The organism is Saccharothrix coeruleofusca (assembly GCF_014648515.1).
Taxonomy (GTDB): Bacteria; Actinomycetota; Actinomycetes; order Mycobacteriales; family Pseudonocardiaceae; genus Actinosynnema; species Actinosynnema coeruleofuscum.
Map to the genome: position 1 here is coordinate 732,656 of NZ_BMRG01000002.1, position 16,513 is coordinate 749,168.

General features: G+C 70.4%; 14 protein-coding genes and 1 other RNA gene. 5 read left to right on the forward strand and 10 right to left on the reverse strand.

Going from position 1 to position 16,513, the window contains the following annotated elements:
• The first annotated feature begins 1 nt into the window (after nucleotide 1).
• Nucleotides 2–466 (forward strand): NUDIX domain-containing protein, encoded by a 465-nt coding sequence (locus IEZ00_RS08135; protein ID WP_189222620.1) that lies wholly within the window; start codon nucleotides 2–4, stop codon nucleotides 464–466.
• 670 nt (nucleotides 467–1,136) lie between these two features.
• Here the strand turns inward: IEZ00_RS08135 and fxlM are convergent.
• The 4 genes from fxlM to IEZ00_RS08155 form a co-directional block, all read right to left on the reverse strand.
• Complete coding sequence (gene fxlM, locus IEZ00_RS08140; protein ID WP_189222498.1) at nucleotides 1,137–2,345, reverse strand: methyltransferase, FxLD system; 1,209 nt, start codon at nucleotides 2,343–2,345, stop codon at nucleotides 1,137–1,139.
• Entirely contained in the window at nucleotides 2,342–3,601 is a 1,260-nt protein-coding gene (locus tag IEZ00_RS08145) for a lanthionine synthetase C family protein (protein ID WP_189222499.1), read from the reverse strand. Before IEZ00_RS08145 ends, fxlM begins: the two co-directional genes overlap by 4 nt.
• The gene (locus tag IEZ00_RS08150; RefSeq protein WP_189222500.1) at nucleotides 3,598–6,645 is read right to left on the reverse strand and encodes a lantibiotic dehydratase; all 3,048 of its coding nucleotides are present in this window, start codon (nucleotides 6,643–6,645) and stop codon (nucleotides 3,598–3,600) included. The genes IEZ00_RS08145 and IEZ00_RS08150 overlap by 4 nt, the downstream gene beginning before the upstream one ends.
• Nucleotides 6,646–6,745: 100 nt before the next feature.
• A complete protein-coding gene (locus IEZ00_RS08155; RefSeq protein WP_189222501.1) occupies nucleotides 6,746–6,928 on the reverse strand; it encodes an FxLD family lanthipeptide in 183 nt (60 codons plus the stop codon).
• A 256-nt stretch (nucleotides 6,929–7,184) separates the two neighbouring features.
• On the opposite strand from IEZ00_RS08155, the gene IEZ00_RS08160 reads away from it, so the two are divergent.
• Together IEZ00_RS08160 and IEZ00_RS08165 are read left to right on the forward strand one after the other, a co-directional pair.
• Entirely contained in the window at nucleotides 7,185–8,675 is a 1,491-nt protein-coding gene (locus IEZ00_RS08160) for an NsdA family TPR-like regulatory protein (RefSeq protein WP_229795244.1), read from the forward strand.
• A 6-nt stretch (nucleotides 8,676–8,681) separates the two neighbouring features.
• Nucleotides 8,682–9,593, forward strand: a complete 912-nt coding sequence (locus IEZ00_RS08165; protein ID WP_189222502.1) for a phosphotransferase family protein — start codon at nucleotides 8,682–8,684, stop codon at nucleotides 9,591–9,593.
• 314 nt (nucleotides 9,594–9,907) lie between these two features.
• Here IEZ00_RS08165 and ssrA read toward each other — a convergent pair.
• Nucleotides 9,908–10,280, reverse strand: a transfer-messenger RNA (tmRNA) gene (gene ssrA / locus IEZ00_RS08170).
• A gap of 169 nt (nucleotides 10,281–10,449) precedes the next feature.
• Here ssrA and IEZ00_RS08175 point away from each other — a divergent pair.
• Nucleotides 10,450–11,697 carry a sensor histidine kinase gene (locus IEZ00_RS08175; RefSeq protein ID WP_189222503.1) on the forward strand — a complete coding sequence of 416 codons (1,248 nt, stop codon included), beginning with the start codon at nucleotides 10,450–10,452 and terminating at the stop codon, nucleotides 11,695–11,697.
• On the forward strand, nucleotides 11,685–12,329 hold the full coding sequence (locus tag IEZ00_RS08180) for a response regulator transcription factor (protein WP_189222504.1): 645 nt from the start codon (nucleotides 11,685–11,687) through the stop codon (nucleotides 12,327–12,329). Before IEZ00_RS08175 ends, IEZ00_RS08180 begins: the two co-directional genes overlap by 13 nt.
• Nucleotides 12,330–12,351: 22 nt before the next feature.
• Here the strand turns inward: IEZ00_RS08180 and smpB are convergent, their stop codons facing one another.
• The 5 genes from smpB to IEZ00_RS08205 form a co-directional block, all read right to left on the reverse strand.
• Nucleotides 12,352–12,828: an SsrA-binding protein SmpB gene (gene smpB / locus IEZ00_RS08185; RefSeq protein ID WP_189222505.1), complete on the reverse strand. Its 477-nt coding sequence runs from the start codon at nucleotides 12,826–12,828 to the stop codon at nucleotides 12,352–12,354.
• A 30-nt stretch (nucleotides 12,829–12,858) separates the two neighbouring features.
• Nucleotides 12,859–13,761: a permease-like cell division protein FtsX gene (ftsX, locus tag IEZ00_RS08190; RefSeq protein WP_189222506.1), complete on the reverse strand. Its 903-nt coding sequence runs from the start codon at nucleotides 13,759–13,761 to the stop codon at nucleotides 12,859–12,861.
• Nucleotides 13,762–13,804: 43 nt separating this feature from the next.
• The gene (ftsE, locus tag IEZ00_RS08195) at nucleotides 13,805–14,494 is read right to left on the reverse strand and encodes a cell division ATP-binding protein FtsE (RefSeq protein WP_189222507.1); all 690 of its coding nucleotides are present in this window, start codon (nucleotides 14,492–14,494) and stop codon (nucleotides 13,805–13,807) included.
• A gap of 79 nt (nucleotides 14,495–14,573) precedes the next feature.
• Nucleotides 14,574–15,677, reverse strand: coding sequence for a peptide chain release factor 2 (gene prfB / locus IEZ00_RS08200; protein ID WP_189222508.1), 1,104 nt, complete (start codon nucleotides 15,675–15,677; stop codon nucleotides 14,574–14,576).
• Nucleotides 15,678–15,728: 51 nt separating this feature from the next.
• Nucleotides 15,729–16,229: a PadR family transcriptional regulator gene (locus IEZ00_RS08205; RefSeq protein ID WP_189222509.1), complete on the reverse strand. Its 501-nt coding sequence runs from the start codon at nucleotides 16,227–16,229 to the stop codon at nucleotides 15,729–15,731.
• Nucleotides 16,230–16,513: the final 284 nt, after the last annotated feature.

Here is a 16,513-nt window from a genome sequence, read left to right on the forward strand (position 1 = left end):
GATGACGGTGGCAGTGAGACGGCGTGCAGCACGGGCGATTTTGATCGACGATCTCGGTCGGCTGGTATTGATCAAGCGGACCAAGCCGGGACAGGCGCCGTACTGGACCACGCCCGGCGGCGGTGTCGAGGACACCGACGCCTCGGTGGAGGCGGCTTTGTACCGGGAGCTGGCGGAGGAACTGGGCGCGAAGGCCACGGATGCCTCGCAGGTGTTCCTGTTCAGCTCGCCGTCGGACGGTGGGGTCGCTGTGCAGCACTTCTTTGTGGCGCGGCTGGCCAGCCTGAACGAGTCGACCCGGAGCGGCCCGGAGTTCAGCGACCCGTTACGCGGCGGGTACGACCTGGACCGGATTGAGCTTCGGGGAGACGATCTCGCGTCGATCGACTTGAAGCCGACCGCGTTGAAGGAGTTCATCCTGGCCAACCGAGAGGCTCTGCTGGTCGAGGCTGGCGCAACCGCCTGAACTGCGGCTGCGTGCGCCACCGCAGATACGTCGGAGTGGCACAGCCGTGCCGCGTGGACCGAATCTTTGCGACAAACCAACTGCGGCATGGAGGTGGCGACTACCAACGGGTCGCCCGAGTGTTGACCTTTACTTGCCTACGCGGGCGGCTGGTCCGCAGACCACACAGCGTTTGCTTCTCCGTCAAGCGGTTCAGCGCGGTCTCCTACGAATTCCCGCAGCCGACGGCCTGCCCACTCAAGTGCGTTGGCAAGCACCACCATCTCGGCATCACCGCGTACGCGGAGGGTGACCTGATCAACGTCGGCCGAGTACCCGGTGCCTGTGGCGACTTCGATCGCACAGTTGCCCTCGGCGTTCGTCAGCGTGACCTCCGTCCATCCCCCGTGTCCCGCGTCTCCGCCCATCTCTCCGGTGGTGGCGACTGCGGCTTTGAGATGGCATGCATCCTCGAAGACTGCTTCATCTCGATGGACTGTCATGTGACGAGAGTAGCGGCAAGGTCCTCTTGACAGAGGGATGGTTCGCTGGGCGTGCCGATGCGACGACCGACCCAGACGGACCTATCTCTAGCATGCCTCGGCGCCCCGAGTCGTCTGCCCACGAGGGACCGGGTTCGCTCGGGGACGTCCAACCTATCCGCCGCTACGGGCTCTAATACTGGGATTGATCACGGCGTGACGACCATGCGGACGTGGTGCTTGTCGATGACTACGCCGGCGGGCAGGTCCTCGCCTGCCGTTCCGGCGGGGTAGGCCGTGATCACGGGCTGGGCGGCGCGGTCGCGGTCGAAGCGGCGGATCTGCTCGACCAGCCGCTCGGCGAGCTGGGCGGCGGCGGGACCGTGGCCGGTGGCCCCCAGCTCGTAGCGGCGCTCGCCGTCCGGGCCGTCCACCGGGCGAGGCTTGGTGAGGTAGGCCAGAGAGTCGCTTTCGACGATCGCAGGCGTGCGGTAGGAGAACGCGGGACGGCACAGGCCGGCCTCGATGGCTTCGTCTTCGACGTCGAGGCGGCAGGTGCCGGGTTCGGTGGCGGTCAGCCACAGCCAGACGTGGTCGAATGGTTCGTTGGCGACCACGGAGGCACCCGACCACACGGTGGCCCTGGGGCCGGCGAACACCTCGGCCAGGGCGACTGGATCGATGCTCTGGTCGGTGTCCCAGTGCAGCGCGACGTGCTCGGTGATGCTGCCGGTCTGCTCCCCGGTCGGCACGATGCCGATCATGGGGATGAACCCGCAGAGCTGACTGTTGGTCGCGCGCAGATGCGTGTCGTGGCGAACGAAGGCGACGCTGCGGGCCTGACCTCGCCAGTGCAGCGGGACCACCAGAGTGCCGCCGGGGGCGAGCTGGTCGAACCAGGCAGGGGGCAGGTCCCACGGCCCGACCGTGATGATGATCTTGTCGTAGGGAGCGTGGTCCGGCTCACCGAGGGCACCGTCGCCGGTGACCACCCGGACCCGGTCGTAGCCGGTGTCAGCCAGGGCGGCGCGGGCGTGGTCGGTGACATCGGGATGGATGTCGACAGTGGTGACGTTGCCGGTGTCGCCGACGAGTTCGGCCAGCAGGGCGGCGTTGTAGCCGGTTCCGGCGCCGATCTCCAGCACGCGGTCGCCGGGCTGCGGGTCGAGCTGGCCGAGCATCATCGCCACCACAGTCGGCACGGAGATGCAGCTGGCCGGCCGGTCCTTGCCGGGCTTGATGGTGATCGCCTTGTTGGCGTACGCCTCCTCGACCGAGGCCGCGGGCACGAACCGGTGCCGGGGCACGGCTCGGAACGCCTGCTCGATGCGCTCGGAGCGCAGGTGACCGGCGGTGCGGATGTGGCTGATCATCTGCTCGCGCAGGTCTTCGGGGCGGGTGCTGGTGGCGTTGGTCATCCGGTTCCTTCCGTGTGGTGTTCCGAGTCGGGCGCGCTGATGAGCGCACCCGGACGTGGTGCGGTGAGCAGACAGGCGTCCCAACTGGCGCCCGTGAGGAGGTCGGTGAGCGCGACTCCGGCGTTGCCTTCCAGCATCCCGCTGAGGTCCGGCGGTTTCCGCGCCGCGTGCGCGCGACGGTCTCGCCAGCGGAGTTCCAGCTGGGCCAGGGCCTCGGCGTCCTCGCTGCCGGGTTCGGTGCCGGTGAGCATCCGGCGGGCGGCGTGCACCAGCCCGGCCCAGCCATGGCAGAGCGTGTCGTCGCCAAGCTGGGCGAGCTGGGCGGCGTCGGTGACGCACGCGACGAGCGCGGCCCTGACCTCAGCCGCCCTGGCAGGGGCGTCGAGAGCCCGTGCGGCTAAGTGGAGGGCGCGAACCAGGCCGGGGGTGCCATAGCACCAGGACGGCCGTTGCGGACCCCGCGCCTCGACGACGCCCTTGGCCCATTCACGGGCGGAGATCATGCCGGGCCACCAGGGACTGGTTTCCGGGCCGTGGCGCCAGCAGCCGAGCCACCGGTCGGTGAGCTCGATTGCCTCAGCCAGGCCAGGCACGGTGATGCCGTCGATCATCGCGGCGGACAACAGCGCCAGTGGCCCAGCGATGCCGTGCGCCATACCCAGGTTGGCGTGGCCGCCGGGCCAGCGCGGATCGGACAGGCCAGACGGCCCGGCCGCGGTCCACCAGCCGGGCAGCCGGGCGCCGTCCACGGTGATCTCGCCGGTCAGCCGGACCAAGTAGGCCAGCACGTCGTGCAGCAATGCGCCGCCGGAGTGGTGCGGGTCGGCCTGCGCGGCGTGCAGCAGGTACACCCCGAGCCCGGTCAACCCGTTGATCAGATCGAACTCACACAGCGTGGGCAGTTCGCCGCGGTCGATCCGCTCGTGCGCCCGGTCCAGGCGGGTGCGGGTGATTGCCGTGATGTGCTCGTCGAGTTCGCGCAGCACGGCGTGGTAGGCAGGCAGGCCAGCGGTGCGCAGCACGTACGCGACCGCCGGGGCGCCCTGGTACAGGCCGGCGTCCGGGTCTGCGGCCACGCCACCGCGGGTCATGGCCCTGACCCACTGGTGGGCGTTGCCCCAGTCGCCGATCCCGATGTGGGCGTAGGCGACGTGCAGCAGCGCCAGCCCTGCGGCACCGTTCGCCAGGGAGTGGCCCCAGCCGGGCGCGGGATCGTGCTCGGGCGGTGGTGTGTGGGGATCGGTGCAGTTCGTCACCTGGCGGCACCGCCAGGACGGTGTCGCCAGGCGAGCGCGGCGTGGCGGGCCAAGCGGCGGCAGACACGTTCGATGTTCCGGTCGATCCCGATCAGCCGGTTGTGGTGCAGGTGCAGCAGCGACTCCAGCACCACGTCGGTGTTCGCCTCCGGCGGCAGTGCCTTGCGGTAGCCAGCCAGCGCGTCGGCGCGGTGGTTCCACGCCCGCTCGATGTCGGTGTTCCAGCCGGGCAACGAGCACAGCCCGGCAGGGTCGATGGCGAGCCGAATCGCTCGTTCGGCCACCATCCGATCGACGGTGGTGACCGGGGCCGGTCGGGCGACCAGCCAGTCCATCGCCTCGCCGATGTCGCCGACGAAGCCGCCGATGATGCCCACCATGTTCGCCACGACCAACGCGAGATCCGCCTCCGCCGCAGACAGGTGCCGCAACAGCACGGCCACGATGGCGGCGTCGGCGACGAAGACGTTTTCTGCGGCTTCCAGCGCCTCACCCCGCCCGTAGCGGCCGACTTCCGGGGAGTAGGTGTCGAACACCAGCCGTCCGACCAGTCCTGCCTGCCGCATCCGCGCTGTCCACTCCCCGACCGCTATCGAGCACTCAGCGTAGCGTCCAGGGGTGGTGCGCAGCCGGAGGCGCAGATGGTCCGTCTCCTGCGGGTCGCGGTAGCGCAGCCACCAGCACGCGGGCGCATCGAGCGAGGTCAGCAGGTCGGGAAGGTGGGCGGTGACGATCTCACCGATCCGTTCGGGGTGGGTGAACACCTTCGCCGAGATCCAAGCGGTCTCCGGCGCGCCGGGTAGGTGTCCGTGGGTGTTGGTCACCGCGGGTAGGGCGCCGTGGAGCGGGTTGGGGGCCGCCGGTCGGGTGGTGATCAGGGGCAGCGCGATCTCGTGGGCGTGGCCGCCGATCCAGCCGTAGTCGGCGGCCGGGGTGGCCGCGTGCAGGATCGCCTGTCCGTGCCGCTTGAGGTGGGCGTGCAGCAGGGTGGCGTGGATCGGCTCGTCGAGGGTCAGGCGCAGCGTGCGGTCGGCGTCGCGGAGTTCGACCACATCGGGGCAATCCCAGCGGCACCGCCACCGGCCGAGCACCTGCCACCAGTGGTCGGAACCGGTCCAACCGGGTGGGAGGTCGTCGGCGGCCAGCCGCCACTGGGCCGGGGAAAGCACCGTACGTCGGTAGCGCACCCTCGGCAGGAATGGCAGCCGGAGGTGGGGTCCCCAGTCGAACTGGTACCAGGCGGCGGAGAACGCCCTGGGCAGGTGCGCCAGGAACCGGGCCAGCGGCGGGGGCTGTTTGTCCAACGCGAGCGCGTGGAACACCTGCGGCTCAACGACCTGGCGCCGCGAGATGCTGACCAGGTGCAGCCGGTCACCGGTCGCGGTGATGGCGAGGTCGTCGGTCGTGAGCACGTTCGCCCCGCCGGGCTGGCGGTGTTCGCCCAGCGGGAGGATGTGGTCGAGGTAGGCCGGGACGCGGCAGACGTTCTCCGCGTGCGGGTACAGCGGCCCGAACGACATCTGCGTCCGCAGTGCCCCGTCGGTGGCGGCAGGCAGTGCCCGGTACGCCTGCGCCAAGCCGGTGCCGGTGGCTGTCGGGGTGAACCGACTGGTGAGGGTGCCTGCCGAGCGGGCTGGCGCGACGGTGAGCAGGAACTCGCCGCGCTCCAACGCCTGCGTGGAGACGGCGTGGACGCGGGCGGACAACTCCACGTGCGGCGGGATGTACCGCTCGTCGAACGTCTCTCCGGTCAGCTCGCCGATCATCTCGTCGGTGAGGACGATCTCGCGGGTGCCGTCGGCCAGCGCCTGCCAGGCCAGCGCCAGCAGCCGCTCGTCACGCTCGCTGATCTCCGGTGTCGGCGTGGGTAGCACGCTGCCGCGGTACCCCGCCGGATACCCCAGCCCGGCGTCCGGGTCGAGGACAGTGGCCAGCCGCACCAGCGTGCCGGTGCCGTACTTGTCGACGAAGGCGGCGTGGTAGCCGCGCCAGACGGTTTCGCCAGTCGGCTGCCGGGTCAGGCGCAGCAGGGCGCTGGCGGCCCACCCCATCTCCTTGGCGACCCGGTGGGGTAGCGCTACCGCGCAATCGAGTAGCAGGTCCACCGCCAGCGGGGTGCGGCCCTCCGGGGACAGGTTCCGCATCCAACGGGTGACCGCGGCACGGATACGGCTCTGCTCAACCTGCGAGGTCACCCTCTGGTTGTGGCGGCGCAGCTCGGCCAGCACAGCATTGAGGTCCCGCACCAGGGACGCGATGTCGGCGATGGAGGCGGCGTTGACCTCACGCAGCCGGTCCATCAGGTGCGCGAACGGGTCGGTGACGGTGAACGGGGCGCGCAGGCTGGTCAGCAGATAGCCCTGCCTCACGAGTTCGGTGAGCGTGTTCCGCACCCGCGACCGCTCGGTGGTGAAGTCCTCGGCCAGCGTGTCGATCAACGCACCGAACCGGACCGGGGTCGCGGCCCGCTCGTCCACGGCCGCGACCGCGCCGGTGTAGCGGATGGTCACCCTGTTCGGCCCTTGCGGCACTTCGAGCCGCCCGCCGCGCCGCACGGCGAGGTCTGTGACCACCACGTCCAGCCGTTCCAGCAGTTCAGGGCACCGTTCCAAGTGCGTGATGATGTCGGCCAGCCACCCGGTGTTGGCGCGGGCCACGCCCCGATGGTCCTCGCCCCAGGTCGCGTTCACCGTCCTGGCCAGGACGGCGGGGGCCACACCGGCGAACAAGCCGAACGGGGTGGGGCGGCCGATGCTGCGCAACAGGTATCGCGCGGTGGACAGGGTGGCGCTGCGGATCTGTCTGTCGCTCACGATGTGTCCGGCGCGGATGGCATCCACGCCTTCGCCCAGGGACGGGCTGGCCTGGCGCACGGCGTCGGCAAGATCAGGTCGGGACCACATCTGCTCCAGCCACTGTCGGCACCCGTCGTGGTCGGTCAGGTCGGGCCAGTGGAGCTGGGTGTCGGCCAGCGGCAGGGCGGCGGCCCGCAGCAACGCGACGTCGACGTGGCGGTAGAGCGGTCTCCTGTCACGGGCACGCATCCAGCAGTCCTCCAGGCCCTCGGGAGCGAGCGGATAGGGAGGGCGTCGGGGCCGAAAACGTCGTCTCCGGCCCCGGCGCCTCACAGCAGGGCAGCGGATGTCACACACCGCCGGTGACGCACGCGGACGCGCAGGTGGGGTCGCAGCCGTCGTCGGTGTTGCCCTTGCAGCCGGCGAACGGATGGCCGGGCGGAACATCGGTGATGATCTGCACGTCGAGCGCGAACGGGTCGTCAACGGCGGGCGTCTCGACCGGGGCCTCGACGATGGTCGGTGCGGACATGTGCCTCTTTCCTCGGTGGACGGGTGTTCCCTCTCGACCTGGTCACCGAAGCCCATGTGGAGCAAGGCTTTCGGCGGCCAGCACTGGTTGTGTGAACTGAAGTCCACCGTCCCGGCAGGCCCTGGGCTTTCCGATCCCCAACGGTGCTAGTCCCACTGGGGCTTGACTTCACGGGCTCGACGCGACTGGCTGCTACCCGTGGGGGTTTACGCTGTGAATCCGCGCGACCACCGTTCGGCACCGTGGAAGGCGGGTCATGACTGGTCCGGGACGACAACGCTGTCGGTTCTGCGGCACCGCGCCGACCACCGCCACCGACCCGATGTGCGGCTCCTGCGCCCGCGTGGCGGGGTTTCGCAAGCCAATCCCGGACGGGTTCTACGAGAGCGCGGACCTGCGCGCCGCACTGGCCCGCTACGACTTCGGCGCGGTGTTCGCCGCAGTCCGGGCACACACCGGGCTGTCCCAGCTCCAGCTCGCCGACCTGCTGGACCTGTCCCAATCGCGGGTATCGGCCGTCGAGCGCGGCGAGCGCCGACTGACCCACGTCAAACTGGCCGCCCGCCTGGCCACCCTCCTCCGCATCCCACCGCGATTGCTCGGCTTCCCCGTCGAGACCGGCGGTAGCGTGGCGACACAGGAGGAGGTGAGCTGGTTGGAGCGCAGGGACTTTCTCGTCCTGGTCACGGCCGCCACGTTGGGGTCGAACCTGCATCCGGAGCTGGCCCGGCTGGGCTCGCTGCTGCCGGATCAGGTCGAGCCGGTGACTCGGCCGCGCATCGGCGCGGCCGACATCGACGCGATCGAAGCGATCACCGACGGGTTCCGGCGCTCGGACTTCGCCCACGGCGGCGGCCTGTGCCGCGCGGCGGCGATCACCCAACTGCACCAGGTGCGCCGGCTGGAGGACGCCGTGTGCACGCCGGAAGTCCGCGCCCGGCTGCTGGTCGCGGTGGCCGAGCTGGCGGGCATGGCCGGGTGGATGGCCTACGACGTCGACGACCACGACGCTGCCCGCCGTCTGTGGACCTACGCCCTGGACACCGCCCGCCGCGCCGAGGACCACCCCCGCGTCCCCGACCTGGTCGTGGATGTGCTGCTGGACATGGCGCACCAGGCCCTGCACCTGTACGGCCTGGACCCGGTCACGCACGCCGACCGGGCAGGTGAGGCGCTGCACCTGGTCCAGCTCGCCTCGGCCACGGCCGCCAATCGCCGCCACCCGGTCTCCACGATCACCCAGGGCTATATCTCCGCGGTGCTCGGGTGGTGCCGCGCCGCGCTCGGCGAACCAGACCCCACTCGCCGCGCGATCGGCAACGCCCAGGACACCTACGCCGCCGCCGACCCGGCGACCACGCCGCCGTGGGCGTGGTTCGTCACCGACGCGGAGATCACCGCCCAACAGGGCCACTCGCTGTACCTGCTGTCGCTGTCCCGCCCGGAGTTCGCCCCGGAGGCGATTGAGAAGCTGACCACGGCGGCAGGCGGGTACGGCGCGGAGTACGAGCGCAGCCGCGCGATGATCCTGCCCCCGCTGGCCTCGGTGCAGTTCCAGGCCGGAGAGGTCGCCGCCGCGGTGGCCACCGGCTACGAGGCGGTGGACGCGATCACCGGACTGTCCTCGACCCGCGGCTACGCCCGGCTGCGGGTGCTGGACACAGTGGCCACCCCGCACGCCTCCCGTCCCGAGGTCGCCGACCTGCGCGAGCACATCCGCAGGGCGCTGGCCGGCATTGCGGCGTGACCGCCGATGGCGCTGTCCAACCGCCAGGACTCCGGCTTGCCCGGTCTGCCCGCGCTGTGGGAGGTGTGCCGGATCGTCGGCGCCGATCCCACCGATGCCCGACTGCTGCACCAGCGGTCCAACGCGGTGTTCCTGCTCCCCCGCGAAGATGTCGTCGTCCGGCTGGCCCCGGACACCCCGGTGCGCCGCCGCCGCGCCCGGACCTGCGTCGACATCACCCGGTGGCTGGCCGGTCAGCCCGAGCCGATCGCGCTACCACCGGTGCCCGGCGAGCAGCCGGTCGTCGCCGTCGGGGCGGTCGCCACCTTCTGGCCGTATCTGCCCACCACCCCGGCGCCGTCGCCTGCCGATCTGGCGGTGCCGCTGCGGCGCCTGCACGCGTTGTCCGCCCCGCCGTTCCCGGTGCCCCGCTACCAGCCGTTGCAGCGGCTGTTCGAGGCCGTGGACCTCGACCAGCAACGCCCGCACCCGACCGTCGCCGACGACGACCGCGCCTGGCTGCTCGACCGCGCCCACACGCTGGTTGGCACCTTCACCACTACTGCGTTCCCACTCGGGGAAGGGCTGGTCCACGCCGACGCGCACAGCGAGAACCTGGTCCGTGACGCCGACGGCCGTTGGCTGCTCGTCGACTGGGACGGCACCTGCCTCGGCCCGCGTGAACTCGACCTGCTCACCGGCATCCCAGACCACTTCCACACACCCGAAACCGACCGTAAGCGGTTCCTGACCGCCTACGGCTACAACATCCTCGACTGGCCCGACTGGCCTCTGCTGCGCGACATCACCGAACTACACGCCATCGGCGCCTACATCCGCCTGGCACCTAGCAAGCCCACCGCCGCCGTCGAACTGCACCACCGCATCCGATCCCTGCGCACCGGCGACCGGTCCGCCCGCTGGCACGCCATCTCCTGAACGGCACGCCGAACTGGCCGCCGTCGACAAGGAGCTGACCAGGACTGGAGCAGGCCATCGGCCGCTGCTTGCTCACGTTCGAGCGCCCACGACGAACTCACGCTCGGCGACGAATCCACCGCACCCGAGCCTGCTACCCCACGTAGTGGCCGACCACATCACCGAAATCATCGCCAACGGCACCCACAACCAGACAAGGCCCTCGACGAAACCCTGGTCGCCAAAGTCACCGTCACCGAATCAGACCGGCTCGTCCCGGTCTTCCTGACAACGACGCAGCGGCCCCGTCCCAACCGGGACGGGGCCGCTGCGATGAGTGGAGGTGCCGGGAATCGAACCCGGGTCCTCTGCCGGCTCATCAAGGCTTCTCCGTGCGCAGTCCGCTACGCCTCTACTCGACCCCGGTGATCACGCGGACAAGTCACCGTGACGGGCCCAGTCACTGTGGGTGTCCCAACCGGTCCCCGTGACCGGGACCGGCGGTGAGCCTCCTAGCTGATGCCGGCGACCGGAGCGGAGGCACCTCCGGGCCGACAGCGTTGCCTCTAGCCTCAGGCGGCGAGGGCGAACGCGCGCTTGTCGTTAGACTCGGCGCTTATTGGTTTGCGATGACGCTTGCGGTGGTCTCTCGCCTGCACCGGCACGCTTCCCTTGAATCGACGCACAAAGTCGAAACCGTTCACCCCCTGGTCGGGTCCTGCTGATCTCCGCACCCATCATAACGCCTCCACCCCCCTGGTTCATTCCAGATAGCGCCGGTAGGGCTGTCCCCACCCCCCGCACGCGGGCTGACCTGATGGTTCGGCGGCGGGCGCGGCGTCATGCTGGTCTGGCACACCGGACCTGAGGCGGGGACATGACACGAGCACGAGCCGACATCGCACGCACCAGCGGCTACTTCCTGGTGAGCCTGTTCACCGGCGTGTTCTGGTTCTCACTGCTCGTCCCGCTGCTCGCGGCGAGCGTGGGGACCATGGTGGTGTGGGTGGGGCTGCCCCTGCTCGCGCTCACCGGGCTGCTGGCGCGCGGCGCCGCCGACATCGAGCGCTCCTGGCTGCGCGTGACGCTGGGGGTGGACCTGCCCAGACCGTACCGGCCGCTGCCGGAGGGCAACCTGTTCAGCCAGGCCCGCGGTCTGCTCACCGACCCGGCGACCTGGCGGGACCTGCTGTACTGGGTGATCATGCTGCCGCTCGGCATCATCGAGTTCACCATGGTCATGGCGCTGTGGCCTGCCGTGCTGGCGCTGGCCCTGCTGCCGTTCTACCAGCAGTGGCTGCCCTACCACTTCGAGGTGGACCTGGGCTGGCTGGGCACCTGGGTGGTCGACGACTTCCTCTCCAGCCTGCCGGTGACGGCGCTGGGGGTCGCGCTCGGCCTGGTGCTGCTGCCCCTGTTCAAGGTCGTCGCGCGGGGCCACGCCGCCCTGGCGCGCGTGCTGCTGGGGCCCTCGCGGACCAGCGTGCTCTCCGCTGAGGCGCAGCGGCTGCACGCCAGCCGCGCCCGTGGTGTGGAGGCGGCCGAGGCTGAGCGCCGCCGCATCGAGCGCGACCTGCACGACGGGGCGCAGCAGCGGCTGGTGTCGGTGGCCATGGGGCTGGGCCGGGCGCGCGGCAAGCTCGACAGCGACCCGGACGCCGCGCGGGAGCTGATCGCCGAGGCGCACGCGGACGCCAAGCTGGCCATCTCCGAGCTGCGGGACCTGGCGCGCGGCATCTACCCGTCCGTGCTGGGCGACCGCGGGCTGGACGCCGCGCTGTCCTCGCTGGCGGCGAGGTGCCCGATCCCGGTCTCGGTGTCGGTCGAGGTCGACCCGCGCCCGCCGACGGCGGTGGAGAGCACGGCCTACTTCACCGTGGCCGAGGCGCTGACCAACATCGCCAAGCACTCCGGCGCCACCGAGGCGCAGGTGAAGGTCACCCGCACGGACAGCTCCGTGGTCGTGGAGATCACCGACAACGGCCACGGCGGGGCCGTCGTCCGTCCGGGGGGCGGGCTGGCCGGGCTGGCCGACCGTGCTGCCACCATTGACGGTGTCGTCGTCGTGGTGAGCCCGGTGGGGGGACCGACTGTGATCCGGACGGAGTTGCCGTGCGCGTGGTGATCGCCGAGGACTCGGTGCTGCTCAGGATGGGTGTGCAGCGCCTGCTGGCGGACGAGGGCATCGAGACGGTGGCGGCGGTGGAGGACGGCGAGGCCCTGCTGGTCGCCATCGAGGAGCACCGGCCGGACCTGGCCCTGGTGGACGTGCGGATGCCGCCGACGTTCACCGACGAGGGGCTGCGGGCGGCCATCGAGGCCCGCAAGCGCATCCCGAACCTGCCGGTGCTGGTGCTCTCGCAGTACGTGGAGGAGCGCTACGCGGTGGACCTGCTGGCGGGCGGCGCCAACGGCGTCGGCTACCTGCTCAAGGAGCGGGTGGCCGACGTGGCCGAGTTCGTCGCCGCGCTGCGCCGGGTCGCCGAGGGCGGCACCAGCATCGACCACGAGGTGATCACGCAGTTGATGGTGCGCAACCGGCGCAACCCGGTCGACTCGCTGACCCAGCGGGAGCGCGAGGTGCTGGGCCTGATGGCGCAGGGGCTGTCCAACGCGGCCATCGCGGCGTCGCTGGTGGTCTCCGACGGCGCGGTGGAGAAGCACGTGGGCAACATCTTCGCCAAGCTCGGGCTGGAGCCCAGCAACTCCGAGCACCGGCGGGTGCGCGCCGTGCTGGCCTACCTGAACCTGGGGTGACCGGCGGGCCGCCCCGGTCGTTTCAGTAGCGGCCCTTCAGCGCCCGGCCGTGGGCCTTGGCGATCTCCCGCTGCGCGTCCCGCTTGGCCAGGTCCTGGCGCTTGTCGTAGGCCTTCTTGCCCTTCGCCAGCGCCAGTTCGACCTTGACGTAGCCGTCCTTGAAGTACATCTGCAGCGGGATCAGCGACAGGCCGCTCTCCTTGGTCTTGCCGATCAGCCGCTCGATTTCCTTGCGGTGCAGCAGGAGCTTGCGCTTGCGCCGGACCTCGTGGTTGGTCCAGGTCCCCGCCACGTACTCGGGGATGTGCAGCGCGTGCAGCCAGACCTCGCCGTCGTCGACCTGGGCGAAGGCGTCCACCAGGGACGCCCGGCCCATCCGCAGGCTCTTGACCTCGGTGCCCACCAGCACCACACCGGCTTCGTAGGTGTCGAGGATGGTGTAGTCGTGCCGAGCCTTGCGGTTCGACGCGATCACCTTCTGACCGCGCTCCTTGACCATGGTGGAAATGCTACGCGAGCGGGCCAGCGCTTAAAGCCGCACGTACAGGCGCAGCGTCACGTAGCCGGTCAGCGCGGAGATCAGCACCGACACGCCGAGCAGCACCGGGGACAGCAGCAGCACGTCCAGCAGGTTCAGCGGGGAGAAGATATTCGCCCGGAACAGGTCGCCCAGCACCCGGTCCAGCAGGAACAGCTTGAACACCGCCAGCAGGCCGACCGCGCCCACCGCGCCGATGATGCCCGCGACCACCGCCTCGATGAGGAACGGCAGCTGCGTGTACCACCGCGTCGCGCCCACCAGGCGCATGATGTTGACCTCGGTGCGCCTGGTGTAGGCCGACAGCTGGATGGTGTTGGAGATCAGCAGCAGCGCTGCGAACGCCTGGAGCACCGCCAGCGCCAGCACGCCGTCGCGCACGCCGGTGAGGAAGTCGGACAGCCTGCTGAGGACCTGCCCCTGGTCGTTGACCGACTTCACGCCCGCCTTGCCGGTGAACGCCTGCACGATCACGTCGGCGCGCTCGGGGTCCTCCAGCTTGACCCGGAAGGTGGACGGGATGGCCTCCGGGCGGGCCAGCTTCACCAGTTCCGGCTGGGCCTCGAAGATCTTCTTGAACCGCTCGTAGCCCTTCTCGCGGTTCTCGTAGACCACCGACTCCACCCCGGAGGTGGTCTCCAGCGCGCTGCGCAGGCCCGCGCAGGGCTGCTGGGTGCAGTCCTTGTCGTTGGCGCTGACTTCGCTGGTCAGCAGGACCGAGACTTCCAGCTGGCTCAGGTAGTCGTCCTGCATCCGGCCGACCATCAGCACGATGAGCAGACCGACGCCGAACAGGAAGAGCGAGATCGCGGTCGTGAGGATCATCGCGATGGTCATCGTGACGTTCCGGCGCAGGCCGGTGACGACCTCGCTGAACACGAAGCTGGTACGCATCGGGGGGAGCGTTCCTCGGGGGTCGGGGGGAGGGTGTCGCGGGTCAGCGGCCGACGCCGTAGACGCCGCGCGCGTCGTCTCGGATGATCCGCCCCTGGTCCAGTTCGACCACGCGGCGGCGCATCGAGTCGACGATCGAGTGGTCGTGGGTGGCCATCAGCACCGTGGTGCCGGTGCGGTTGATCCGCTCCAGCAGCAGCATGATGTCCTGGCTGGTGTCGGGGTCGAGGTTGCCGGTGGGCTCGTCGGCCAGCAGCACCAGCGGCCGGTTGACGAACGCGCGGGCGATGGCCACCCGCTGCTGCTCGCCGCCGGAGAGCTCGTGCGGCATCCGGTCGGCCTTGCCGTCCAGGCCGACCAGCTGCAGCACCTCGGGCACCACCTTGACGATGGTGTTGCGCGGCTTGCCGATGACCTCCAGGGCGAACGCCACGTTCTCCGCGACGGTCTTGTTGGTCAGCAGCCGGAAGTCCTGGAACACGCAGCCGATGGACTGGCGCAGGCGGGGGACCCGGCGCCGGGACATCTTGGCCACGTCGAAGTTGGAGACGTACACCCGGCCCTTGCTGGGCACCTCTTCGCGCAGCAGCAGGCGCAGGAAGGTGGACTTGCCCGAGCCGGAGGGACCGATGAGGAACACGAACTCACCCTTGCCCATCTCGACGGACACGTTGTCGAGGGCGGGGCGCGGGGAGGTCTTGTAGACCTTGGACACGTGTTCGAGGCGAATCACGAGGCGCGAGTCTACTCATCGACCGGGTGAAGTCTTCGTCTCACCCGGTCGGCGGTGGGTGGGACGAAGACTTGACCGATCACGCCGACTGCCGCTGCTTGCGCCAGCGGATGCCCGCCTCCAGGAAGTCGTCGATCTCGCCGTCGAGCACCGCCGACGGGTTGCCGACCTCGTGCTCGGTGCGCAGGTCCTTGACCATCTGGTAGGGGTGCAGCACGTAGGAGCGCATCTGGTTGCCCCAGCTGGAGCCGCTGTCCTTGAGCGCGTCCATCTTCGCCTGCTCCTCCTGCCGCTGCCGCTCCAGCAGCTTGGCCTGCAGGACCGCCATCGCGGTGGCCTTGTTCTGCAGCTGCGAGCGCTCGTTCTGGCAGGACACCACGATGCCGGTGGGCAGGTGCGTGATGCGCACCGCCGAGTCGGTGGTGTTGACGCCCTGGCCGCCGGGGCCCGAGGAGCGGTACACGTCGACCCGCAGGTCCTTCTCGTCGATGTCGACGTGGTCGGACTGCTCGACCACGGGCACCACCTCGACGCCCGCGAACGAGGTCTGGCGGCGGCCCTGGTTGTCGAACGGGGAGATGCGCACCAGGCGGTGGGTGCCCTGCTCGACGCTGAGCGTGCCGTAGGCGTAGGGGGCGGTGACGCGGAAGGTGGCGGACTTGATGCCCGCCTCCTCGGCGTAGGAGGTGTCGAACACGTCCACCGCGTAGCCGTGCCGCTCGGCCCAGCGCGAGTACATGCGCAGCAGCATCTCGGCGAAGTCCGCGGCGTCCACGCCGCCCGCCTCGGCGCGCACCGTCACCAGCGCGTCGCGCTCGTCGTACTCGCCGGAGAGCAGGGTGCGCACCTCCAGGGAGGAGATCTCCTCGCGCAGCTTGGCCCGCTCGGCGTCGGCCTCGGCCAGGCTGCCCGCGTCGCCCTCGTCCTCGGCCAGCTCGTGGAGCACGCTCAGGTCGTCCAGCCTGCTGCGCAGCGCGGTGATGCGCCGCAGCTCGCCCTGCTTGTGGGAGAGCTGGCTGGTGACGCGCTGCGCCTTCTCCTGGTCGTCCCAGAGGTCCGGGCGGGCCGCCTGCTCCTCCAGCTCCGCGACCTGGGCGCGCAGGGCATCGAGGTCCATCACCGCCTCGATGCTGGCCAGCGTCGCGGAGAGGTCCTTGATGTCTGCTTCGACGTCCGGGTTCACGGCAGAAGATTACGCCAGGACCGGCCGCTCAGCGCGACCGGTCGGCGAGCCTCAGGCCGTGGGGACGGCGTCGAGCAGCTTGAGCACGGCCTTGGCGTGGGCCAGGGCGAACTCGGCCACCGCCTTGGAGTAGGCGTCCTCGGCGCCCTTCACCGCCGCCCGCGCGGCCTCCTGGTCCGCGCTGTAGCGGGCGCGGGCGGCGTCCACCAGGCCCTGCCGCTGCTTGGGGGTCAGCGAGCCCGCGTGCACCATCCGCAGGATCAGCGGGCTGCGCAGGTGGTCCGGCCCCGGCTCGGACAGCAGCCAGTTCTTGAACGCCTTCTTGCCCGCCGCGGTCAGCACGTACTGCTGGCTGGAGCGGGGGCCCTGCTTGCCGAGGCGCAGCAGGCCCGCGTCAGCCAGCGCGGGCAGCTCGCGGTAGACCTGGCTGCGGGTGACGCTGAAGAACGCCCCGAAGCGCTCCCCCGCCTCCGCCACCAACTGCCCACCGGTCTTGGGTCCGTCGTGCAGCAGCCCCAGCAGGGCCGCCGCCGTCGCATTGAGGTCCGACACACCTCCAAGGTGCCACGCCGGAGCACAGCTGTCCACAATGGTCAGCCGTTCCGTCCACTGTGGCTGATCACGGCCTAGCGCCGTTGGGCCAAGCGGAGCAATGAGAAGCTCCGCTCAGTCACCGGCCGCGCGGCGAGGCCACACTTTCAGCCGCTTGACCCGATGTGTCCACCTGACGTGGAAATGCTTGCGGCACAACCGAACCACGCGACGCCGAGCCGATCGGCGGGAAATCCGCGCAAGCCCGCCACCCGAATCCCCGGCACGGCTCACCCGAACGGCAG